This is a genomic window from uncultured Tissierella sp. (assembly GCF_902479755.1).
GTDB lineage: Bacteria > Bacillota > Clostridia > Tissierellales > Tissierellaceae > Tissierella > Tissierella carlieri.
Genome location: NZ_CABSQO010000002.1, coordinates 148226 through 173540, shown reverse-complemented (window position 1 = coordinate 173540; position 25315 = coordinate 148226). Strand labels below are relative to the sequence as shown.

Annotated in this window: 17 protein-coding genes, 1 other RNA gene and 1 other annotated feature; of the genes, 4 read left to right on the top strand and 14 right to left on the bottom strand. The window is 31.6% G+C overall.

Translation table 11 applies throughout. From position 1 onward, the window contains the following. Positions 1–160: 160 nt before the first annotated feature. From nhaC to RDK80_RS02415, 5 genes are all read right to left on the bottom strand, one after another. Positions 161–1513 carry a Na+/H+ antiporter NhaC gene (gene nhaC, locus RDK80_RS02435; RefSeq protein WP_216559135.1) on the bottom strand — a complete coding sequence of 451 codons (1353 nt, stop codon included), beginning with the start codon at positions 1511–1513 and terminating at the stop codon, positions 161–163. A gap of 292 nt (positions 1514–1805) precedes the next feature. Continuing rightward, positions 1806–3590: an FAD-dependent oxidoreductase gene (locus RDK80_RS02430; RefSeq protein ID WP_216559138.1), complete on the bottom strand. Its 1785-nt coding sequence runs from the start codon at positions 3588–3590 to the stop codon at positions 1806–1808. Between the two features lie 99 nt (positions 3591–3689). Next, positions 3690–4502, bottom strand: coding sequence for a MerR family transcriptional regulator (locus RDK80_RS02425; protein WP_216559141.1), 813 nt, complete (start codon positions 4500–4502; stop codon positions 3690–3692). 240 nt (positions 4503–4742) lie between these two features. Beyond that, complete coding sequence (locus RDK80_RS02420; RefSeq protein ID WP_216559144.1) at positions 4743–5690, bottom strand: DegV family protein; 948 nt, start codon at positions 5688–5690, stop codon at positions 4743–4745. Positions 5691–5932: 242 nt separating this feature from the next. Next, positions 5933–6973 carry an alcohol dehydrogenase catalytic domain-containing protein gene (locus tag RDK80_RS02415; protein ID WP_216559147.1) on the bottom strand — a complete coding sequence of 347 codons (1041 nt, stop codon included), beginning with the start codon at positions 6971–6973 and terminating at the stop codon, positions 5933–5935. Between the two features lie 307 nt (positions 6974–7280). Between RDK80_RS02415 and RDK80_RS02410 the strand changes: the two genes are divergently transcribed. The 4 genes from RDK80_RS02410 to RDK80_RS02395 all read left to right on the top strand — a co-directional run bounded on the left by RDK80_RS02410 (position 7281) and on the right by RDK80_RS02395 (position 12999). Next, positions 7281–8309, top strand: a complete 1029-nt coding sequence (locus tag RDK80_RS02410) for a sigma-54-dependent Fis family transcriptional regulator (protein ID WP_216559150.1) — start codon at positions 7281–7283, stop codon at positions 8307–8309. 296 nt (positions 8310–8605) lie between these two features. Continuing rightward, complete coding sequence (locus RDK80_RS02405) at positions 8606–9547, top strand: MoxR family ATPase (RefSeq protein ID WP_308523377.1); 942 nt, start codon at positions 8606–8608, stop codon at positions 9545–9547. Beyond that, the gene (locus RDK80_RS02400) at positions 9540–10748 is read left to right on the top strand and encodes a DUF58 domain-containing protein (protein ID WP_308523376.1); all 1209 of its coding nucleotides are present in this window, start codon (positions 9540–9542) and stop codon (positions 10746–10748) included. Before RDK80_RS02405 ends, RDK80_RS02400 begins: the two co-directional genes overlap by 8 nt. Beyond that, positions 10741–12999: a transglutaminase domain-containing protein gene (locus tag RDK80_RS02395; protein WP_308523375.1), complete on the top strand. Its 2259-nt coding sequence runs from the start codon at positions 10741–10743 to the stop codon at positions 12997–12999. The genes RDK80_RS02400 and RDK80_RS02395 overlap by 8 nt, the downstream gene beginning before the upstream one ends. Before the next feature lie 321 nt (positions 13000–13320). On the opposite strand, the gene argS is transcribed toward RDK80_RS02395, so the two are convergent. The 9 genes from argS to RDK80_RS02350 form a co-directional block, all read right to left on the bottom strand. Beyond that, entirely contained in the window at positions 13321–15084 is a 1764-nt protein-coding gene (gene argS / locus RDK80_RS02390; protein ID WP_308523374.1) for an arginine--tRNA ligase, read from the bottom strand. 98 nt (positions 15085–15182) lie between these two features. Then, positions 15183–15388, bottom strand: a binding site (T-box leader). 153 nt (positions 15389–15541) lie between these two features. Further along, positions 15542–15943, bottom strand: coding sequence for a hypothetical protein (locus RDK80_RS02385; protein ID WP_308523373.1), 402 nt, complete (start codon positions 15941–15943; stop codon positions 15542–15544). Positions 15944–16241: 298 nt separating this feature from the next. Further along, positions 16242–16570, bottom strand: a transfer-messenger RNA (tmRNA) gene (ssrA, locus tag RDK80_RS02380). Positions 16571–16714: 144 nt separating this feature from the next. Continuing rightward, positions 16715–17179 (bottom strand): SsrA-binding protein SmpB, encoded by a 465-nt coding sequence (gene smpB / locus RDK80_RS02375; RefSeq protein ID WP_216559168.1) that lies wholly within the window; start codon positions 17177–17179, stop codon positions 16715–16717. Positions 17180–17243: 64 nt separating this feature from the next. Further along, positions 17244–19355, bottom strand: coding sequence for a ribonuclease R (rnr, locus tag RDK80_RS02370; RefSeq protein WP_308523372.1), 2112 nt, complete (start codon positions 19353–19355; stop codon positions 17244–17246). A 102-nt stretch (positions 19356–19457) separates the two neighbouring features. After that, a complete protein-coding gene (locus RDK80_RS02365; RefSeq protein WP_308523371.1) occupies positions 19458–20627 on the bottom strand; it encodes a D-alanine--D-alanine ligase family protein in 1170 nt (389 codons plus the stop codon). Between the two features lie 29 nt (positions 20628–20656). After that, positions 20657–22141, bottom strand: coding sequence for a UDP-N-acetylmuramoyl-tripeptide--D-alanyl-D-alanine ligase (gene murF / locus RDK80_RS02360; protein WP_216559372.1), 1485 nt, complete (start codon positions 22139–22141; stop codon positions 20657–20659). Positions 22142–22338: 197 nt separating this feature from the next. Further along, a complete protein-coding gene (locus RDK80_RS02355; protein WP_216559177.1) occupies positions 22339–23112 on the bottom strand; it encodes an alpha/beta fold hydrolase in 774 nt (257 codons plus the stop codon). A gap of 199 nt (positions 23113–23311) precedes the next feature. Further along, positions 23312–25312, bottom strand: a complete 2001-nt coding sequence (locus tag RDK80_RS02350; protein ID WP_308523369.1) for a sodium-translocating pyrophosphatase — start codon at positions 25310–25312, stop codon at positions 23312–23314. Between the last annotated feature and the right edge of the window lie 3 nt (positions 25313–25315).

Genomic DNA, 25315 nt, shown 5'->3' with positions numbered 1-25315 from the left:
AATTTTATTATTATCAGCTTATTATATATATGCCCACATTTCTAAATGATAAACATTATCATTTAGAAATGTGAAAAATAATTTTTTGTATTAAAAAGCTCTGATAAGTTTCCCTATCAGAGCTTTTATTTATCATATATATAATATAATTTTCAATATCTTAGTTTTCTAAACCTATTACAGTATCAGGGTCATCTTCTATCTTAGGTAGATTAATCCCTATATATGCGAATATAATAATTACTATTGGAGTTATATAGTTAAAAAAAGCATATTTAGCATAATCTTGAGTAGCTACTCCAAGAACGCTGTAAAGGAAGGCACCACATGTATTCCAAGGTATTAGAGCAGAAGTAATAGTTCCAGCACCCTCTAAAGCATTGGACAATACTTTAGGATGAAGACCTTTTTCCTTGTATGCCTTAGCATACATTCTGCCAGGCACTACGACTGAAATATACTGCTCAGGCATTGTCACATTGCTAAATATACAGGTTAATATTGTAGTAGTAACTAATGTACCTACACGCTTTACTCTCTTTAACAGTGCTCCCACTATAACTTCAAGTTGCCCAGTCTTTTCCATTATACCACCAAACATCATGGCTATAATTGTAAGTGAAATAGAAAACATCATCCTCTCCAATCCACCAGCAGTTAATAAATCTCCTAAATTTGCACCTTGCATAACTACTCCAAAAACTCCACCTAATATTATACCGATTGTAATTCCTGGTATAGCAGGTATCTTAAAGGCTATTGCTACGATTACAGCCAAAGGCGGTATTAGTAACAGTGGTGACACATTAAATGAAGATGTAATTCCATCTCTAATAGCATTTATAGCCGATATATCAACACTCTCTCCACCGTATTTGAATCCCATAATTAAAAATATTACCAATGTAATACCATATGCAGTAAATGTACTTGGGACCATGTTTTTAACATGTGTAAATACGTCAGTTCCAGACACTGCTGGTGCTAAGTTTGTCGTATCTGATAACGGAGACATCTTATCCCCTAAATATGCTCCTGAAATAATAGCTCCTGCAGCCACTGGAGCAGGTATGCCTAATCCTTTAGCTATTCCAATTAATGCAATACCAATAGTCCCTGCAGTACCCCAGCTAGTCCCCGTAGCTAAAGAGGTGATTGAACATATTATAACAGTAGCAACTAGGAAAATTCCAGGTTTTAGAATCCCTAATCCATAATAAATCATACTTGGAACAACACCAGATAATAGCCATAATCCAATAAGAACACCAATAATTGCTAAAATAATTATAGCTTGTAAAGCTTGATAAATACCATCGAACATAGCTTTTTCAATTTCATTCCAAGTAAATCCAATCTTAACTGCTATAAGTGCCGCAAATAATGTACCTACAAGCATTGGAATATGCGGATCAGCTTCGTATATAGAAATACTAACCCCCATGACAATAATTAAGAATGCGAATGATAGCAACGCCTCCCAAAGATATGGTTTTCGAGCTGTCTTTTTCAACGTTAAAAATCCTCCTTATGCAATATTTTCTGAGTCTTGTAAATTTTATTACAACTTTATATATATGTCAATAGTTTCGAGGAAAGTTTAGTTTTTAACAGTCTTCGTGAGTTATTTAACGAATAATTAATAATATTCTTAATTTTTATAATTATATTCTATTAAATAGAAAAAAGACCTTAATTATCCTAATTAAAGCCTTTTCTACTTTTAATCATGCTTCTAAAAAATATCTTTAATAACCTATTTGAAATAAGAATGCCTATCTATCTTAATCTTTGATTTTTCCTAATTATTTTAATTGATCATTTGCAGCTTCTCCAGCTATCTTACCTGTATATATTGCTTGTGCTATAGCTGTTCCTGTTGCAGGATATACTCTATTAAATATATTACCGAAAACTAATTCTCCTGCAGCAAAAAGATTTTCAATAGGCTGTCCTTCACAATTTTCATTTACCATTAATCCTGGCATTGTACCAATAATACATGCACGTGTTGGAACTGCATAGAAAGGCCCTTTAGTTGGTGGCTTCATTTTTTCGATAATGCTTCCAAATTCATCCTCAGTGCCATTCTCAACAGTTTCATTGTATTTCTTGACAGTTGCTAGGAAATTTTCTTTATTTACTCCCATTAAATCAGCTAGTTCTTCCAAGGTCTCTCCTTTAAGTATAAGTCCTTGTTCAACACCTTTTTCATAATCTTCAACTCTATCACTCTTAGAATCGTCTATACCATATCCAATATCTTCAGGCTGTAAATATATTTGTAACGCAATATCTGTACTTTGTCCAGTTTCATCTACAAACCTCTTACCATCTTTATTTACAAATAATTCTGGTACCCATACAAGACTTCCTACCTCACCTTTATATCCCATATTTGGAGTAAGTGCTTCATAGGACATTACACCATTACCTACTATTTCTATACCAAGTTCTCTAGTCATTTCTATTCCATCTCCTGTAGAACCTGCCGCAAGGAATGGCCATTTTCCAGCTGAATCTGGATCAAATTCTTCAAGTAATTTACGATTATTTCCAAATCCTCCTGTTGCTAAAATAATTTTTTTAGCATTTACTGTATATTTCTTTTCTCTATCTTCAACATTTACACCTTTGATAACGTCATTATTATCAACTATTAGAGAAGTTACTTTTGAATTCACTCTTATTTCAGCCCCACTCTCTTTAGCAAAATTTAATAAGAATTCAGCAGCTTGATTACCTGCAGCATCATCTCTAAACTTTGTTAATTTAGCTCCTCTATTGGTTTCAAATCTATATATTCCTGAATCAGGGTATGTTTCAGTTGCACTTTCAACATCCCATGGTGCACCATTATCAATTAAATAGTCAAATGTTTCTCCTGCTATATTTGCTATATGTTTAACTAATGCTTCATTTGACTTTGTTTCAGATCTCATTTCAAACCACTCTAGAAGTGATTCGGAAGTAAAGCTTTCTTCAGTTACATATTTAGAGCCATTACCTGTCCAAAATAATCCACCTGATAAAGCAAGTGATCCACCAGTAAATGGCATTTTTTCAAGAACTAAAATACTTATATTATCATTTTTCCCTAATTCGATAGCTGCTGATAGTCCAGCAGCTCCTGCACCAACAACTACCACATCATATTCCTCATCTTCACCTTCGATTAATTCTGGTTTCTCTGGTTTAATATTTAATAAATCCATATTCGCACCAGATTTTTTTAAAGCATCTTTTGTAGCTTGGATAATACCAATGCTTGACATCGTAGCACCAGCTACAGTATCAACAGCAACGCTTTGGTGCTGAACAATTGCCGCTGGTACAGAATCATTTGCATAACTAAATAATCTTTCCGATTCAGCTTGTTCAATTACTTTTACTTCTGTTATCTTTTCTTCGTCAACAGTAACCTGAACCTTAATAATGCTTTTCATTCCTTTAGCCTCACCCTCGTATACACCTGGAGTAAAAGCCATCTCTGTTTTTTCTGAAATCATCGGTTCTGAAGTTTGACTACATCCTACTAATGCAGATGTCATCATTGCCAAAATTAAAACAAAAACAATTACTCTTTTCATATTTCATGCTCCCTTCAATTATTTTATATAAATGCTGAATTCATCTACATTTATAAGTATAAGGTCTAAAGGAGCTTTAAAGTCAATGATATTTTTTTATCATTCAATGTGATTAAATGGTAACCAAGCTTGGTGCCAATTTATATAGTCGTCACCTACTTTACGCATCAAAGCACTTTTAGTTAAAACATCTCCTGATAATTCCATTCCTTGTGAATTCATATATTCAATTGCAGGTGCTAAGAGTTCTGGAGTAATAGTTCGATTAGATTTTGATTGAATTCCTGTTTGTATGCATAATCTAGAAGGATACAATTTCACATAATCAGACTCTTCAATATCTAATAACTCTGCATATTCTTTATAAACACCAAGTCCAACAGAAAAATTCTTTCCGCTACTTTCCACTTCTGCTAATGAGAATAAAGTACTTGTAAATACAAAGGGAATTTTGTTTAGCCAATCAAAAATTATTTTCTGTATACCTTTATCTGGATGCAATACATATCCATCCTGCATCTCTAAACGGTAAATATCAGGCCGGTATTCAACTCGATATTTTCCAATTAACTCATTGGAAGCTATCATGCTTTGCTCCTCTTTCTCTATATGTTTGAGAATATTGCTCTTCCATTCTATTTCTTTCTTAATATCTTCTTTTCTATCAGATAAATTAGAAATGATATCATCATTTTCATAATTATTAAGAAGCTTAGCTGTTTCATCTAGTGTATATCCTAATTGACGATATATCCTTGCCCTGATTAACATATGAATTTCCCAGCCACCATAATAACGATAACCTGTAGCTTCTGATCTTTCTGGAGCTATAATTCCTTTAGATTCATAGTAACGTATTGCCTCTGGTGTTATATCTAATAGTTTAGCTACATCACTTATTTTATATTTCATTTTCCACCCCTCACTTATTGACTCTACTCATCTCTAGAATTTCTTTAATAATAGGCACTTACAACACACCTGATAATTTATTAATAGTTTATCAATCTTCTATTCTATTTTCAAGATTTGTTGTTTATCTATATCATAATACAATAAAAGCCCCAATGACTTTCCTCACTAGAGCTAACTTTAGTATTTTCTATAAAACAACTTGCTATATATATTAAATGTCTCCTAATAATACTAGTATTAACCTCTTATCTTTTCAATTAATTCATCTTTCTTGTTTCTAATACTCCTTATTTCATTTTTAACTAAACCATCTTTCAAATTCTCTTTTTCTACAAAGAACATGGATAGTCCTCCCAATCCTACGTGAGTACCTACTGCCGCACCCATTTGCATTATATAAATTTCATCTTTAAAATCTGTCTCTAATCTAATTTTTTCTGCTAAATCCTTAGCAATATTCATATCTGAAGTATATCCAATAATGACAAAATCTGTAATCTTATTATCTACCCTTCTAATAAACTCATCTACATAAAATTTTAGTACTCTATTTCGTCCCCTTTCCTTAGCAACTATGGCTCCCTTACCTTTTTTCATGGACATAATAGGTTTTACCCTTAGTAGTTTACCAATAAATGCACTAGCATTGGTCAACCTACCACTTTTAATCAAATTATTTAAATCATCTACACAAAGAAAATGTTTTACCTTAGTCTTATAATTTTCATTGAATTGAATTAATTCATCAAAACTATAACCCGATTCCAATAGCATAGCACTTTTCAATATCAGCCATCCACTTCCATGACTCATAGATAATGAATCTACTACATATATTTTCACAGTTGAATTTGGATTATTTTCAAAAAAATAGTCTTTTGCTAAAACTGCTGATTGGTAAGAGCCACTTGTACCACTAGACATACAAATGCATAAAATTTCCTTATATCCATCTTCAATGGCTTTATTTATTATTTTTAAATATTCTTCTGGACTTGGCATTGATGTAGTAGGTAATTCCTCTAAAGTTGGTAAAATTTTAAAAAACTCATCTGTCTCAATATCTATTTTATCTCTATAGGTTGTACCACTTATGATAATATTAAGGGGTGCAACTCCTATATTATATTTGTCGACTATTTTTTTTGATAAATCACAAGTAGAATCAGCCATTATCTTGATCATTTAATTCCCTCACTTTATTTATAGTCATAATTCGCTAAATTTCGACAAATTATTCTTTACAATTATAACATATTAGAATTAAAAGAGATATGTTAATAAATTTGATAAATAGTATAAAATGACAATGTAAAATATATATAAGTAGTAGGCTTTTTGTTGAGAGTTCAAAGATACGTTAATGATATGCAAAAATAATAAATAAAACTCCAATGATAAATTATCATTAGAGTTTTATTTTCTTGCTACATAATTACTACTGGTTTAATTAAATCAAATGGTCTAGTTTTTATCATTACTAATGCATCCTCTATTTTTTCAAATCCATGAAAAACGTGTGTAACTATCTTACTCGGATCAAGTTTACCATACTTAACTAATTCAATTTGTTTTTCCATTCTAGCTCTGCCACCGGGAATTTCTTTATTAATGGTGTTATCATGACTTGTATTAGCTCCCCATTCAATCTTTGGAATTGAAAATGTCTCCCCGCTACCAAAGTGATTTACATTTCCAATACGTCCACCTAATTTAACAATTTTCACAGCATCAGTAATTGCATCTGAATCAGTCCCTGCAACCAATACTTTATCTACTCCTGTACCTTTTGTGATTTTTAAAATTTGTTCCACAATGGGCCCATCATTATGATTTATTATATCTGTTGCGCCATAGAATTTAGCTGCTTTAACTAAATCAGGACTATAGCCAACTACAATAATCCTTTCTGCTCCCTTTAAATGTGCACCTGCAACTCCCATCAAACTTATAGAAGCAGTGCCTAAAACCGCCACTGTATCTCCATATTCTACTTCTGCTAATTCTACAGCATGAAATCCTGTAGATACTGTATCTGTCAACATAACAGCTGATTCTAATGAAATCCCCTCTGGAAGTAACGCAACATTCATATCTACATTATCTACATGAAAATACTCTGAAAAAACTCCATCCTTTATATTTGAGTATTTTCTTCCTACTAATTGTTGACTGCTACTGTGCATATCAATATTTCTCCAATCAAGTGTTACAGCTGGTACTATTACTTTATCACCTGGTTTAAAATCTTTAACCTTACGGCCAACTTCTACAATCTCACCTATAGCTTCATGACCTAAAATCAAATTATGCCTATCACCTAATGTACCTTTATATACTGTTTGAATATCAGAAGTACAAGGAGCTAAAGCTAAAGGCCTAAGTATTGCATCATAAGGTCCTGCCACTGGTCTTTCTTTTTCAATCCACCCTACATTATTTAATCCAAGCATTGCAAAACCTTTCATACGTATCCCTCCTATATATTAAATAATATCAATCTATTTGTCAGTTTTTTTGTTACACAATTAATAATTGCAATTACCTTGCCAGCTTTTGCTTTTTATTTAAATTTAATCTATCTTTTACATATAGGCTATAGTTCTTAGTATTATAGTAATAAAAAGTATTTTTCATATTTTAAAGTATTGATTTCTTACTTTTTATTAACTCTTAATCTTACACTGTTAACTATATTATAGTGAAATTTAGTTCTTGACTAAGAAATAAATTTCATTTATTATGTATCTATAATATAGTCAGGAGATGTTGTATATGAACCAAGCCTTTAATAAAAAAAACATAGCAATTGAACCTATGGATGTTAAAGATATAGATGATATGCATAAAAAGTTTTTATTGAATACTAAAAGTCCAGTTTTTGCAGAAACCTTAAGATACTGTGAAAAGGTTGCAAATTCTAATTCCAATGTTCTTTTGATAGGCGAATCTGGAACTGGAAAAGAAGTTGCTGCTAAATATATTCATTTATGTAGCCAAAGGGCTTCTAATGATGTGGTAGCAGTTAATTGCAGTGCTTTCACTGAAACCCTTTTAGAATCTGAACTTTTTGGATATGAACAGGGAGCATTTACAGGAGCTTTAAAAGCAAAAAAGGGGAAGTTCGAACTGGCACATGAAGGTACTTTATTTTTAGATGAAATTGGAGATACCAGTCTACTTACTCAAGTGAAGCTTTTAAGAGTCATTGAAACTAAAAAATTTGAACGAATTGGTTCTAACACACCTATGCTAATAGATTTTAGACTAATTTGTGCTACTAATAAAGATCTTGAAGAAAACATCTTAAATGCTACTTTTAGAGAAGACTTTTTTTATAGGATTAGCACTATCGCCATTAGAATCCCACCTCTCCGTGAACGTAAAGAGGATCTTATGGATATGATTAATTTTTTTCTAGAACAGTCCTGCATTGAAAATAGACGTGAAATCACTTATATTGAACCTGAGGTTAATGAATTTCTGTATAATTATGATTATCCTGGAAACGTCAGGGAACTTAAAAATACTATCGATAGATTAGTGATATTGTCAGAAGATGGTGTTATTAAAAAAGACAATCTTCCTATTTTACATTCTATTGCTAGAATGAAACCTAGTTCGACCAGTAATACATTTCAATCAATCATTAGCTTGAAAGAGTTTAGAAAAAATACTGAATCTAAATATTTACAATGGGTTCTAAATCAAGTAAATGGAAACGTAGCTGAAGCAGCTCGCAGGCTTGATATTAGTTCTCGTCAGCTTTTTAATAAAATTAATGAATATGGATTGCAAAAATAATAGAAGCCTTGATAGGATATGATTCTAATCAAGGCTTTTTCAGCAAAAATATGAAAACACTAATTACCTCGCAGTTAATTACTTACATTTTTTCTTCATCCCATTACTCTCTTATAGATAGTATTCTCTACTGTTTATAAAATAGTTATTTGCTTAGTTTTGAAATTATATTTTACCTTATATTTTGTAGATTATATAATAGTTTTAATGGTATAATTAATGTAACATATAAATTATCTGCAGCCATAAAATTTATTAATAAATTTAATCTCTATAAAAGAGTAATGGAGGTAAATATGGATAATAAAAAAGCATTAGATATTTTAGAAAACTTAAAAAAGGTAATTATGGGCAAAGATGAAGTTCTAGAGAAGGTTTTAATAGCATTATTTGCCAGAGGCCATCTTTTAATTGAAGATGTACCTGGAGTTGGAAAAACTACTTTAGTTAAAGCACTTGCTAGAAGTATGGATTTATCATATAAAAGGGTCCAGTTTACACCAGACCTGATGCCTTCTGATATTATAGGTATTAGTGTCTATGATAAAAATACTGGAGCCTTTTTTTTCAAAAAAGGTCCAATATTTAATCAAGTATTCTTAGCTGACGAAATCAACAGAACTTCTCCCAAAACTCAGTCTAGTTTATTACAGGCTATGGAGGAAGGGGAAGTGTCTACAGAAGAAAGTCATTATATTTTAGAGAAACCTTTTATGGTACTGGCAACTCAGAATCCACTAGAATACCAAGGAACTTTTCCTCTACCAGAAGCACAGTTAGATCGTTTTCTAATGCGTTTATCTCTGGGATATCCAGAAAAACAGTCTGAAATAGAAATACTCCAAAATTATCAGTCCATAAAAAATCTTAATCTTATAGAGCCTGTTGTATCTCAGGAAGATATATTAGAAATGCAATCCATGGTAGATGAAATAACAGTTCACCGTGATATTATAGATTATATTGTTAATATTTCTAATACAACTAGAATTTATGAAGATTTGCGTTTAGGAGCTAGTCCTAGAGCTTCTATTGATTTGTTGAAGGCTGCAAAATCAAAGGCATTTTTAGCAGGTCGAGACTATGTTATTCATGATGATGTAAAGAAAATGGTAGTACCTGTATTGGGACATAGGCTAATTCTTTCCCCAGAGGCCAGAATAGAGCAAAAGGGTATTGAAGATATATTAAAAGAAGTTCTTAGTCGTGTATTTGTACCGGTGATGACAAATGAATAATATAAAAATTGGTCTTCCATTAATCTTCCTTATGATTATAATTGCCTTTGTATTGTTGGTTGGAGGAACCTTGCCTTACTTTTTATTTTATATACTATTGCTGACATTTATTCTTCCTTTAATTCACTGTTTAGTTACCCTTAAAGGGCTAAAAGGTTCTATAGAGATTCCAAGGGAATCTCTATTCACTGGCGAAATGCTCAATATAAATTATCAAGTAAAAAATAATAGTATTCTTCACATACCCTATTTAGAAATTCAATCTGATATTTCAAAACAATTAACAGGGATTAATTCTCCTAAAGTGACATTAGCACTGAAAAAAAAGGAATCCTACAGCAGTAGTGAATCTCTAATCCTAAGAAGAAGGGGTTATTACCAGTTTGGAGAAATAGAGGTAACAGTGGGAGATGTTTTTGGATTTTATTCTTTTAAGAAAAAAATTACAAGCCCTGCCTCTCTACTAGTCTATCCAGAAACCATTATCCTATCTACTTTCAAAATAACTGCCAGCCATCAATCTGGAGAACTTCTAGTGCAGACCTCAGATTTTCAAGATAAAAGCCGAGTTACTTCTTTGAGGGAATATAGAGAAGGTGATTCCGTTAAAGCCATTCATTGGAAACTATCTGCAAAAAAGGATATTCCTATAGTTAAAGACTATGAAAATCGAGGAGATACATATGTTATCATTTTCCTAGACAATGAAGCAAATATCTTTAAAGGTGATGTAGATCGTCGTCTTGAAGATAAGACTGCTGATGTTGCTCTTAGCATAGTAAATTATTGTTTAAGTCAAAATATAGAAATAAACTTGGAAACTCAGAATGATCAAAACCAAGTAGAAGTAAAAGGTCAACAAAAATCTGACTTAAAACCTTTTTTGGAAACCTTAGCTAGATTTAAGGGTAACGGAACTCTTGAATTTAAATCTATTGTCGCGTCAAAGATTGAGACTTTAAATAAAAGTTCAACAGTTATAATTATTACTCCAAACTTAGATAAGGCTATTGGTGCACAAGGAATTCAATTAAAAATCAGAAATCTTAATCCATTATTTATAGTTATAACTGATTTAGATAACAGAACAGGATATATAGACCAAATAGTTGAAAAAAGATTAAGACAGGAAGGAATCCCCATATATATATTAGATTATAACAATAGTATCAAGGAAGCATTGGAGGTTTATCATGGATAGAACATCTAATAAAAGTCAAAAATTACTTTTTAACCTGATTTATGCTTCTTTTGTATTTTGTCTAGTATATCTTTTTGGTTTGGGGATGGGTCTAAAACTAAATATTATGCTGCAAATATTAATAGTATTGCTAGGAAGTATGATAGTTAAATTCTTTCTACTAAATCCACTAATTCTATATGGACTTTTAGCTATTAGTTCTCTAATCACTATCTTGATACACCGTTTCGTTTCTCCCATTTTATTTAACATAATAGAAAGAATTCTTTCTTTATTCAGTAACATAATTGCTCATCTCCAAGGGAAAGAAAGTATTGCATCAGATAATATGTTGTTATTTTGGGCAATACTTATAATTTTAGTATCATTGTTTACTGCTTTCATCTTATTTAGGAATAAAAATATTTATCTATTGCTTCCTATTTATATAGTTTTCTTCCTTTACTATTGGTATAATTTTTTTAATCAAGCATATTGGATGATTTCCATATTTCTATTAGCCTTTTTTATTCTCATAGGATTAAATAAGTATTATGAGAAAAAGATACAGAACCTTTACAATCCATGGCTCCACACATTAACTACCTATAGCATATTAATTGTTTTCATAGCTTTACTATTGCCAAAGAGTTACAATTATATCGAATGGCCTTGGTTGCAGCGAAAAGTTTATACCATCTTCCCATTTATCAAAGACTTACGTTCCTATGATATCTATAGCCGGAAATCTGGAAACGCTACACTATTCAATTTTTCAATTACAGGATATCAAAGTGAAAACTCAAAATTAGGAGGTCCTGTAAACTTAAGTGATAAGAGAATTATGACAGTACGTGTAAGTGATAGTACTTATCTAAGGGGAAATGTAAAGCAAGTTTATACGGGGAATTCTTGGGATACTATAATTGAACCTTCAGCAAACTATGGATTGAAACAAGACTTCAGTGATCTTTCGCAGGAAGAACAGAAAATTTATTACAAGCAAGAATATATTACTATTACCTATCATGATTTTGCATCAACTACCCTTTTTAGTCCTTATAAACCAGCTAAAGTTAGCTTCTCAGACAATCATATGCTAAAAGTAAACCGTGATGATGTTTTGGTATTCTCCAATGGAGTTTATAATGGTGAAAGCTATTTTGTCCTAGTACAAAAACCTCTTCCATATGGGATGTTAGTATCTCTAGGTATAGAACAAAAAAAGAAAGATATGACTGACTTAAATATATATCTACAAATACCTAAAGATAAAATAACTGAACGGACAAAAGATCTAGTAAGGGAAATAGTAAAGGATACTAAAGATGATTTTGAAAAAGCAGTGGCTATTGAGAATTATCTTAGAAATAATTATAAATATAGCTTAGATGTGGAATATTTACCAGAAAATCAAGAGTTTATAGATTATTTTCTATTTGAAAAAAAGGAGGGTTACTGCACCTATTATGCAACATCCATGGCTGTGATGCTTCGTCTATCAGGAATACCAAGCAGATATATAGAAGGTTATTTAGCTAAGGATTCTATTGAAACTGGTGTATATGAGGTAAAACATGAAAATGCCCATGCATGGGTAGAAGCATTTATTGAACCAGTTGGTTGGATGACCTTTGAGCCTACACCTGCTTACCCTGTAGAATCTAGATTAGAAAATTATCATCTAAATGAATCCGACAAGGATATGGAGTTAAATGAAGCTAGGGAAAATATTAGAGGTCCTAGAAATGATATTGATGATCAAAATATTGATGGCGACCAAACTACTGTCGATGGAAGGAAACCAAACTATGAGGAAGACTATGAAGATACATCTACTGGTTTAACAAGTAATACTGTTGACTTATTTATAATCATTTTATTATTAATAATCCCTCTAAGATTTTTAGTAGGATTTTTACAATATAGCTATCGCGAAGCTAAAGCTAAAAAGTTATCCAATAATAAAAGGGTTATTTATCTATATCGACAAATTCTAAGGATCAAGGAATTAATGGGTTATCCCCAACTATATGGAGAAACTCACTATGAATATGCAAATCGTATTGCGTATAAATTCTATTCCTATGATGAAATAGGAATAAAAGAAATTACAGAAATCTTTGTAAAAAGTAAGTACAGTAGCTTTCCTTCTTCGAATGAAGATGTATTAGAACTAGAAAAATATAAAGACATTATGGAAAATCGACTAAAAAAGTATTGGGGTAAAATAAAATATTACTATCATAAATATGTTAAGAAGATGTATTGATTTTAATATTTTTATATCTTAATATAAATCATATCTTTACCATGAATAGTTTATTAACCATAAAGTTACCAAGAATCTCTTGATATTAGCTTGCTTTTATAAGATTTCTTTATAAGTTTCATACTATTCTTAATAAAAAACACGTTTAAATGAGCTATCAAAATCTAACTTTATAAAATTGCTAAAAATAAAGGGATAGATATTAATCTAGTTAAGTACTTTAACAGGGAAGTCAAGTTGGACTTCCCTGTTTGATATTTTGCTATATTTTTTAACTTGTTTATTATCACTAAAGTTTTATTTAATTCCCACCTTTTTCATTTACATTCTATCAGGTACTTCAATTCCAAGTAAATCAAGGGAAGTTTCTAAAATATTTTTTGTTAAGGTAATAAGACTTAACCAAGAATTTTTCTTTTCAATATTTTCCTCACTTATAATTTTATTTTCATGATAAAATTTGTTGAATAGATTAGATAAATCATAAATATATTCACATAATTTGTTTGGTGCCTTTTCTAAGAAACTAAACTCTATGACCTCATTAAACTTTGAAAGCTTTAGCATTAAATCTCTTTCACTTTGGCTATATGGCTCATGTATTGCATCCATATTGTTCATTTTTTCCTCACTAGCTTTTCTCAAAATAGATTTAATTCTTACAATAGTATATAAAATATATGGCCCTGTATTTCCTTCAAAGGATGAGAATTTTTCCATATCAAATATATAGTCTTTAGTAACCTGATTAGATAAATCACCATATTTTAATGCAGACAGTCCGACCTTTCTTACTATATCATATATTTCAGATTCACTAAAACCTTTATTGTCATCGAGTTTATTCACTACATTATCTTGAATTATTCTAATCAAATCCTGTAGTCTCATAACACCACCTTCTCTAGTCTTGAAAGGTTTCCCATCTTTACCATTCATTGTCCCAAAGCCAATAAAATCAAAAAATAGATTTTCATTTACAATTCTTGTTTTTTTAGCACATCTAAAAACCTGCTCAAAATGTAACCCCTGTCTTTTATCAACAACATATATTATCTGATCTGGATTATAATCCTTTACTCTTTGCCAAATAGTAGCAAGGTCCGTAGTACTATATAATATAGCACCATCTGATTTTAATATTATTATTGGGGGAATCGTATAAGTATCAATTTCCTTGGCAACATCTATAACCAATGCTCCTTTGCTTTCATAGGTATAGTTGTTTTCCTTTAGATAATTTATCATTTCATCAATATACTTCTGACTATCGCTTTCACCCATCCAAAGGTCAAACTCTACATTTAAAGCGCTATAATTTTTCTTCAAATCCTCTACAGAAACATTTAAAATGTGCTTCCAAAGTGCTATATATCCTTTTCTCCCGCTTTGTAACTCGAAGGTAGCTTTTCTAGCTTCTTCCATCGCTTCAATATTGCTTTTTGCTAGGGAGCTTGCCGCTGGATATATTTCTTCAAGTTCATCTATTGTAAAAGGGGCTTCTTCAGGATGTTCCCCTTTATAATCCTCAGCAAAATAAGGCAGCCTAGGCATACGTCTTCTAAGCTCAGATATTACCATTCCTATTTGCAAGCCCCAATCACCTAAATGAACATCACCTATGACATTATGCCCTAGAAATCTAGAAATTCTCTTTATTGCTTCACCAATAATTGCAGCTCTAAGATGACCAACATGAAGAGGCTTCGCAACATTTGCTCCACCATAATCTACTATAATTGTCATAGGTTTTGCTGGCTCAGAACAACCATATTTCTTATCTTTACTCATATCATTTAGGTAATCAACCAAGAAGTTATCCTTTATATTTATGTTTATAAAACCAGGTCCAGCAGAAGAAACATCTTTAAAAACATTAGTATTCTTCAATATTTCTAATATCTCATTAGCAATTTGTATAGGTGACTTCTTATACTTCTTAGATGCAGGTAGAGCTCCATTACATTGAAATTGACATAAATCAGGACGATTGGATATAGTAACATTACCAAAATTTCTTTCATATCCACATTGCCCAAAAGCATCCTCAACTATCCTACTTAATATTTTAATTAATTTTTCCATGGATTCCCTCCTTAAATTCAACTATATTGGATCTTTCAGTAAATTATACTATTACTAAAACATCAAAATATACATAATGATAAAAAACCCGCCTCATAAACTGAGACGGGTTTAAATCCGCGGTACCACTCAAATTGACATAAGTCCACTTAAATACTTTAACGCAGTTAACGTATTATCCTCGCAATTGCTCAGACATATTCTCCGAGGCCCTCTTCACCATCAGCTTTCTTACAAGACTCTCACTCTGTTCTCGCTCGCTGTTAGAAATTTAAATGGCTACTTTTCTCTTCCTAGAATTTCCAATTTTATTAATTAATGAAGATTTTATATTATGTACTACGAAAAGTCAATTAAAGATTTTTAGTAGGCTTCTTACAATTTAGTTATCGTGAATATAGTGCTAAAACTATTTCATTATAAAAACTCTAATGATTTTATTCATTAGAGTTTTATTTTATCTGACTGATTTAAGTCTAACTATATCTTTATAATTATTGGCAGTAATCATCTGGACATCTGACATATCTTCTTTTATACCCTCTATATCCGATCCCATTTTCTCTAGCTTATCAAATATAATCATTTGATTATCATTAAGAACTCCTATATCCTCTTTTAATTCAGTCCTTACATTAGAAATTTCTTCTTTTAGCCCAGTTCTTACATTGGAAATCTCTTCTTTAAGTTCAGTTCTTACATTGGAAATCTCTTCTTTAAGTTCAGTTCTTACGTTAGAAATCTCTTCTTTAAGTTCAGTTCTTACGTTAGAAATTTCTTCTTTTAATTCTTTTTTTGTATCTTGTAACTCTATATATAGTCTCTCTAATAGGTCAAATATCTGATCTTCTTTATTCATATGATCACTCCTATTATTTTTTCTATAATATGTATGGTGGAGGCGGTGGGACATGATATCCAATAGTTTCCTAAAGGCACTGACTATATCTTGAGGTCATTAACCCCTCTGGCGTATTATGAAAGTTAATTATAGTTTATTCCTTCCATCCTAGTACTGCATATCATATGACTTAGCAGCCTATAAGTCGATACAGGGCTGTTGGATTTCTCCACATACCCCTCGGTATTAGCATTTTACAGCCTTCACCGATAAAGCCAGATTATCACCTATAGATCACTCTATAGGGCGACTCCATACGAATCGAACCCACGTCCGAAAACATTTCCACAAGAGCTTCTCCGAGTGCAGTCAGTAATTTGACATTCCCTCTACTTGACCCCTACTGACAGGATTCAAGTTTCAGTAGCTTCATAAGTTCCGTCCTTAGCTCAAAGCTTTGCTAAGTGCGGTGCCCCACTAGATTGACGCCCTATCTCAAGCCGTGGGTTACTCGAGTAGGACGAGCAGCTTAATTAAGCTGCAAATGCGTAATTATCGTTTGCGTTTAATTTAGTTTGCCACTTTTAGCGTTGCTTGGCGACAACGACTCGCTACTCCTGATTCCACATCCCCGTCGAAACCAAATTCGCCCCCATATTTAATTAGCAATTAATTATAGCAAATTTATTGAATTATGTCAACCATTAACCAATGCATAGTTCACAATTATCAATGCACAATTAATACCACAAAACTTATAATCTTCTAGTCCTTTTAATTGTGAATTGTCTACTTGTATTTCTCAGATGAATGTTGTTGCATTCTTCTTTCTGCATCCTTCTTCGCTATATCATCTCTCTTATCATATAGCTTCTTTCCTTTTGCAGTCGCTAGTTCTACTTTAACTAGCCCATCCTTTATATATACAGACAAAGGAACCAAGGTATAGCCTTTTTGCGTTATGGCAGCCATTAACTTCCTGATTTCCCTTTTATGCAATAATAATTTTCTCTTTCTAAGAGGATCTACATTATATATATTCCCTTGCTCATATGGGCTAATATGGAGATTATTTATAAATAATTCTCCCTTTTCTATGGAAGCATAGCTATCTTTAATATTTAACTTCCCTTGTCTAATGGACTTTACTTCTGTTCCAGTTAATACTAGTCCAGCTTCCATAGTATCCTCTATGAAATATTCAAATCTTGCTTTTCTATTAGTTGCAACTACCTTAGTTCCTATTTTTTTCATTCTATCACCACATTATAATTTCTTATGATTAAGTTTAACAAATATATATGGTGATGTCAATCTCCTATAGCAATTCAAAATCAATGTTTCTCCTCATTACATCAGCATCTATTACTCTTATCTTAGCCATATCTCCTAATCTATATATTTTATTTGTTCTTTCTCCTATTATATAGTATTTTTCTTCATCAAAATGATAATAATCATCTAGCATATTATTAAAATGAACTAATCCTTCTATGGTATTTTCCAGCTGCACAAACATACCAAAATTAGTTAGTGAAGATACTATACCTTCAAATTCTTCTCCTATATGTTTAGTCATATATTGAGCTTTTTTCATATCTTCAACTTCTCTTTCCGCTTCTTCTGCTCTCCTCTCAGTCATAGAAGTATGTTCTGCTATCTCAGGTAGGTTTGCTTCTAGTTTTCCTTGAACTTGGTTACTTAGTTTCCCATTTAAATATGCTTTTATTATTCTGTGTATTACTAAATCTGGGTATCTTCTAATAGGTGCTGTAAAATGAGAATAATACTGCGCAGCAAGACCAAAGTGTATACCTGGCTCATTACTGTATATAGCCTTTTTCAATGACCTCAACATTAATGTACTAATTAGCGTTTCTTCTTTCTTGCCTCTTATTTCCTTAGTCAATAGCTGTAACTCTTTTGGATGGACTTCTTGCTGCCCTTTTAATGTATATCCAAAATTGTGTATTAGCTTACTAAAAGTAGCTATTTTTTCGGCTGAAGGTTCTTCGTGTATTCTATATAAAAATGGAGTTTGTGACCAGAAAAATCGTTCTGCCACTGTTTCATTGCAAACTAACATAAATTCCTCTATCAATCTATTTGCTATTCTTCTCTCTTCTTTTCTTATTTCTATAGGTACTCCTTTTTCATCTAAGATAATCTTTGCTTCAGGAAAATCAAAGTCTATACTTCCTCTTCTTTCTCTCTTTTCATATAATATATGACATAATTCTTCCATTAGCTTTAAATCCTCTGCAACCTTAGACAATTTTTCCTTAGCCACTTCATCATCATTTTCTAAGAAATCAGAAACATCATCATATACTAATCTTTGTTTACTATTTATTAATCCTTCAACTATTTCATGGTCTACTACTTTACCTTTTTTATCTATTTCCATAAATACAGATAATGAAAGTCTATCTACATTAGGGTTTAATGAACATATTCCATTAGATAGTTCCTTTGGTAACATAGGTATTACCCTATCTATTAGATACACTGAGTTCCCTCTTTGCAATGCCTCTTTATCTAAAGTTGATTTCTCTCTTACATAGTGAGCAACATCTGCAATATGAACTCCAAGATAATAGTTTCCATTATCCTTCATTTCAATAGATACAGCATCATCTATATCCTTTGCATCGATTCCATCTATTGTAAAAGTATTTAAATGTCTTAGATCAACTCTACGCTTCGCTTCTTTAGGATCTACCTCTTGTTCAATATTCTTGGCTGCTTCTTGTACCTTATTTGGAAATTCCTCTGGCAAATTGAATTGTCTAATAATTGATAAAATATCTGTTCCCTTTTCATCTAAATATCCAAGAACTTCTATTACTTTGCCCTCTGGATTTCTCCTAGGCTCTGGCCATGTAGTTATCTCCACAACCACCTTTTGATTTGTCTTTGCATTGCGAGTCTTTGCCTTTGGGATAAATATATCGTATCTAATCTTATGATCATCTGGTACCACAAAGCCAAAATTCCTATTGTCTTCAAAGGTACCTACAATGATTTTATTATTTCTTTCTAGAATTCTGATTATTTCTCCTTCTTCTCGTCTATCCGTTTCTTGCCTTCTAGTAATATTGGCTATTACTCTATCTCCATGCATTGCTCCATTCATATTCTCAGCAGGAATAAATATATCTTCTCTAATTTTATCATTAGGAATAACAAATCCAAATCCTCTTTCATTTCCTTCTAAAATACCAGCAACTAAGTAATCATTATCAATTAAACCATATTTATCATTCTTGGCCTTAATTACTATACCTTCTCTTTCTAATCCCTCTAATATCTTATAAAAACTCTCTAAATCCCTACGTTCTATATCAAATTGTACGGCTAATTCTTCTTTTAACATAGGTTTATATTTCTTTTCTTCCATAAACTCTATAATCATTTCTCTAATACTCATCTTTATTCCTCCCTATCTGGGGTTTATATTTTTATATATTCTTTCTTTATCATTAGTATTTACCCATATTATATAAAAATAATGTAAGATATTAAAAATATCTTACACTTTTTTTACTTTTGAACCATATTGTGTCCTATTAAATAAATTTGCCTCGTAAGAGTACATATTTTCTTTCTTTTCTTCATGAACTTTTATTGCAATAGATATTAATTCATCTATTAATTTTTTGAAAGAATATCCTTTGCCTTCCCATAAATAAAATGCAATTGAACCAGGCAGAGTATTTATTTCATTGATATATATATTATTATTGGCATCTAATAAAAAGTCTATTCTCGATACTCCTCTACCATCAATAGTTATAAACGCCTTCTTTGCTAATTGTTCTATTTCTTGTCTAATATTATCTTCAATTCCAGCTGGTATTATTCTTCTTTCACCACTGGATTTTCCACCTTTTTCATTAGTTTTTACATATTTATCTTCAAAACTTAGAATCTCTTCCCAACCAATTGGTTCTTCACATAAAGATGTAATTACTTCATCATCAAATCCTAAGACTGCACAATTTATTTCTCTTAAATTTTCCACTGCTTGCTCTATTATTATCTTTCTATCATATCTAATAGCTACCTCTATAGCATCAACAAGGTCTTCTCTATTTTTTGCCTTTGATATCCCTATACTTGATCCTAAATTAGCTGGTTTCACAAATAATGGATAGGATAGTTTTGTTTCTATATCTTTTATAATTAAATCTTTATCTTTCAACCATTTAGATCTATAGAACCAGGTATAATCTACTACAGGCAATTCATTAGCCTTATATACATCTTTCATTAATATCTTATCCATACCTACTGATGAACCTAATACACCACAACCTACATAGGGTATATCCATAAGTTCAAATATTCCCTGCACTGTTCCATCTTCTCCATTCATTCCATGAAATGCTGGAAACGCTATATCTATCTCTCCAAGAATCTTCTTTCCAAATAATCCTACTGTCTTAGGATGTGAATAGATATTGTTATCTCCATGGTTAGGAGATAGTATAATCTCTTTAGCATCCTTAAAATTACCATCCTTGTAGTTTTTAAAATCCATTAAGCTATTTCCTGTCAGCCATTTTCCATCTTTGTTTACATAAATCGGTATCACTTCATATTTTGTCTTATCAATATTTTCCATTACCTGCATTCCTGTAATTACAGATACCTCGTGCTCTACACTTAGTCCTCCAAATATTACCCCGATTTTTTTCACAAGAGATAACCCCCTTCCGATTCTTTACTTTACTCACTATAATTATCTGGCAAATCATTTTCAAATAAAACAATATCCTTTGGTCTTGCCAATTTTTGAATATGAGATGTCGCTTCATCTAAAGTATTTACTATAAATATGTTATCCTTGTTGTAATTCACTTCCATTAATCCATCATATATCGGTTTAGTCCTCTTTTCTCCAATAAGTATTACATAATCACAGACCTTCCCTATATTTGTACCAAACTCTTTGTTGGCTTCTATCTCCATTGCACCTAATTCTACCATGCCAGGTGTTACTATTATCTTTCTCCCTTCTTTAAACTGTGATAATACTTCTAAGGCTGCTTTAGACCCTATTGGGTTGGAATTAAAAGCATCATCTATTATGATAACACCCGTACCTGGATTTATTATATTTAATCTGTGTGGTATTGGTTCTAGACTCTCTATTCCATTTTTTATTTCATCAAAGGATAAATCTAATAATCTAGCCACTGCAACACCTGCTAAGATATTATAGACATTATGCTTTCCTAGGAGTTTAGTAGTACATCTTATAGAATTACCGTCTTTGTCTTTTATTGTAAAAGTAGATCCAAATTCGGATACCTCTATATCCTCTGCATATAAATCCAGATTCTCTATATCTTCCAGTCCATAAAGGATTTTTTCTTTAAATGTTTTATCAGCTAATTTCTTTATATATTCATTATCGTAATTAAATATGGCTACTCCATCTGTAGGCAATTCTTCAATTAATTCGTATTTTGTTTTCATTATATTATCTATATTTTTAAATGTCTCTATATGTGTTGGCCCAATGGATGTGATAACTCCTATTTTAGGTTGAACTAATTCTGCTACCTCCTTTATATCTCCAATATTTCTTGCTCCTAATTCTGCAATAAACACATTATGTTCGTGAGTTAAATCATTATTTATTACCTTTGATAGTCCCATAGGAGTATTATAAGATTCAGGAGTATTAAGTACTTTAAATTTTTCTTCCAATATATTTCCAACTATAAACTTTGTACTAGTCTTTCCAAAACTTCCCGTAATACCTACTACGATTAAATCTGCTCTACTTTTTATCTTTTCCTGAGCCTGTTCATAAAAACCCATATTAATTCTTTTTTCTATGGGTTTCAGTGAATTGTTTGATATTAACATAAGAAATGCTTGAAGATAATAGAGTATCCCTAATAAGACAATTAATATTACTAATGCAAAGAATGCATAGGCAGGCGGAGCTTCAAGAAAATTACGAGTCTTCAAGACAAATAATGCTACTAATATTATATTAAATATCATATTAGTTAGATATAATCTCTTTGCTCTATTAGTAAATACTAATGGTTTTTTAATTTCGTTATTATCATTTTTTAGAGAAAAAACTTTTTTCTTATTGCTATTTATCCACTTCTGAAATTGCTCTGAGTTATATCCCTCAAGTTGGAGCATATGTAAAAAATATTTTGATCTATTTGCTATAAAAACTAAAGCCATAATACCTATTATAATTACTATAATTAACAAAATAATCCCCCCACAAAATTAGTGAATAACTAATAATTAAAAGTGAATAGTTTAACTTAACTTATAACTAATGGTAAACAATTTTAGAACTTAGTTTTTTTAATCTTTTCATCTATTAGCTATTCACCATTAACTAGTCACTGCATTTACCTCTTCACTATTCACTTTTAACTATTCACTATATTTTCATATTGCAAAAAATTTCTTAGTATTAATGTAAATCTTTGATAATCATCTAGATATGAATAATGTCCTGTATTTTCTAGTACTACTAAACCTGAGTCTTTTATTTCTTTTTCCATTATTTTTCCCATATATAAAGGCGTAGCTGTGTCTTTATCTCCCCATATCAATAGCGTAGGTGCTTTTATTTTGTTTAGTAAAGGTAATAAATTTTCATTGACTACTATAACTAATATTTTCCTCATGATACCTGATGAATCTTTATAATCTGTTGACCCAAATTTCTTATAAAACTTCTCCATCTTTTCTTCATTTTTTATCCAAAAGAAAAGACTTTTATATAAGAATTTTAAAGTTTTAAAGCTATAAACCTTTATATAGTATTTAAACCCTCTCCTTGGTATTAACCCTGCACTATTTACAAGTACAATCTTATCTACCATCTCTGGATATTTGCTTCCTAAAATAATTGATAGTTTTCCCCCAAAGGAATGACCTATTAGAATCACATTTTTAATTTCCATACTATCCATATATGCTTTTACTATATCTGCATACTTAAAAGAATCAATAGGTTCTTTTGGTTCTTGAGATTTACCAAAACCCGGTAAATCCAGTGCATGTACTTTGAATTTTTCCTTTAGTATATTAACTATTGGAAGTACCGTATTGATATTTGCACCCCAGCCATGAAGTACGAGTACATCTTTCCCTTCACCTTCTACTATATAATTTAGATTTATACCTTCAATATTCATACTAATATACCTCAACTCTTTTATATATTATTATGCCCTTAACTATATGATTATATCATATAAACACATATATTTACAGTAAAACAAGCTCTTCTACTAAAACATTTTTATTCATTATATATTTTTCCAGCATAAAAAAATCCCTCTAAAAGAGGGACTTTTTATAATCCGTATAATTCTTCGATAGAATCCTTTTTAATTAGAATAAAATTCCATTTCCAAATATTTGTGCAAATACTAATGCTACTATTGTCATTAGTTTTATTAAGATATTTAATGATGGTCCTGAAGTATCTTTGAATGGGTCTCCTACAGTATCTCCAGTAACTGCTGCTTTATGAGCTTCGCTACCTTTGCCACCATGATTTCCTTCCTCAATATACTTCTTAGCATTATCCCATGCTCCACCAGCATTTGACATGAATATAGCCATTAATACTCCTGTAATCAATGAACCAGCTAATAGCCCACCTAAAGCTTCAGCTCCTAATAATAAACCTACAGCTACAGGTACAACTACTGCTAATAGTCCAGGGATTATCATTTCTCTAAGTGCTGCTTTTGTACTGATATCTACACAAGTAGCATATTCAGGAGTTGTTTTTCCTTCCATGATACCTGGAATTTCTCTAAATTGTCTTCTTACTTCTTCAATCATAGAGAAAGCTGCTTTACCTACTGCATCCATAGTCATTGCTGAGAATAGGAATGGTAGCATACCACCTATAAATGCACCTGCTATAACAGTTGGTTTTGTCATGTCTATACTAGAAAGTCCTACTGCTTGAGTATAGGAAGCAAATAATGCAAGAGCTGTAAGTGCTGCTGAGCCTATTGCAAATCCTTTTCCTATAGCTGCTGTAGTATTACCTACTGAGTCTAATTTATCTGTTATATTTCTAACGTTATCTGGTAATTCACACATTTCTGCAATACCACCAGCATTATCAGCTATTGGACCATAAGCATCTACTGCTATAGTCATACCTGCTGTTGATAGCATACCTACTGCTGCTAAAGCAATTCCATATAAACCTTGAGCAGCATCTGTTGATCCACCTGATACATAATAAGCTACTAAAATACCTATAGCTATTATAATAATAGGTCCAGCCGTTGACATCATACCTACTGAAAGTCCACCAATAATATTAGTTGATGCTCCCGTTTCTGATTCAGTTGCTATTCTTTGTACTGGTTTATGATCTCCTGATGTATAATATTCTGTTATTCTAGCTATGATAAGTCCTACTGCAAGTCCAGATAATATTGCTATAAATGGCTTATATGATGCTAATATATAATTGCTCAAGAAGAAACCTGCAACTACTGTAATCAATGAACTAACTAATGTACCATTATTTAATGCCTTTTGAGGATCTTTATCTCCTCTAACAAAATAAACACCGATGATTGAAGCGATAATTCCTACTGCTGAAAGTGCAAGTGCAAAATAAACTCCCTTTTCTCCATATGCTACAAGTCCTAAGGTAATAGCTGATATAATTGCTCCTACATATGATTCAAATAAGTCCGCACCCATTCCTGCTACGTCTCCAACGTTATCTCCAACGTTATCTGCGATAACTGCTGGATTTCTTGGATCATCTTCTGGAATTCCTGCCTCTACTTTACCTACTAAGTCTGCACCTACGTCTGCTGCCTTAGTATAGATACCTCCACCTACTCTAGCAAATAATGCTATGGATGAAGCTCCTAATCCAAAACCTGTTATAATATTTGCATCACCAAATATTATGTAAAGTACTCCTACTCCTAAAATCCCTAACCCTACAACGCACATTCCCATTACTGCTCCACCTGAGAATGCTACATTCAATGCCTTAGTCATACCTGATTCCATTGCAGCATTTGCAGTTCTTACGTTTGCTTTTGTAGCTACCTTCATACCAAAGTAACCTGCACATATTGAAAATAGCGCTCCAAGTAAGAAACAAATAGCTGTTTTAAAACCAAGACCAGGAACAATTGTTAAAATAATAAAAAGTACTGCTACGAAAATTGCTAAAGATTTGTATTGCCTACTTAAGAAAGCCATGGCACCATCTTGAATATAGGTTGATATTTCTTTCATCCTATCGTTTCCAGGGCTAACTTTATCGATACTGCTTGCTTTATACAAAGCAAATAACAACGCCAATATACCAACTACTGGCGCAGCAATTAATGCCAAATTCATCTC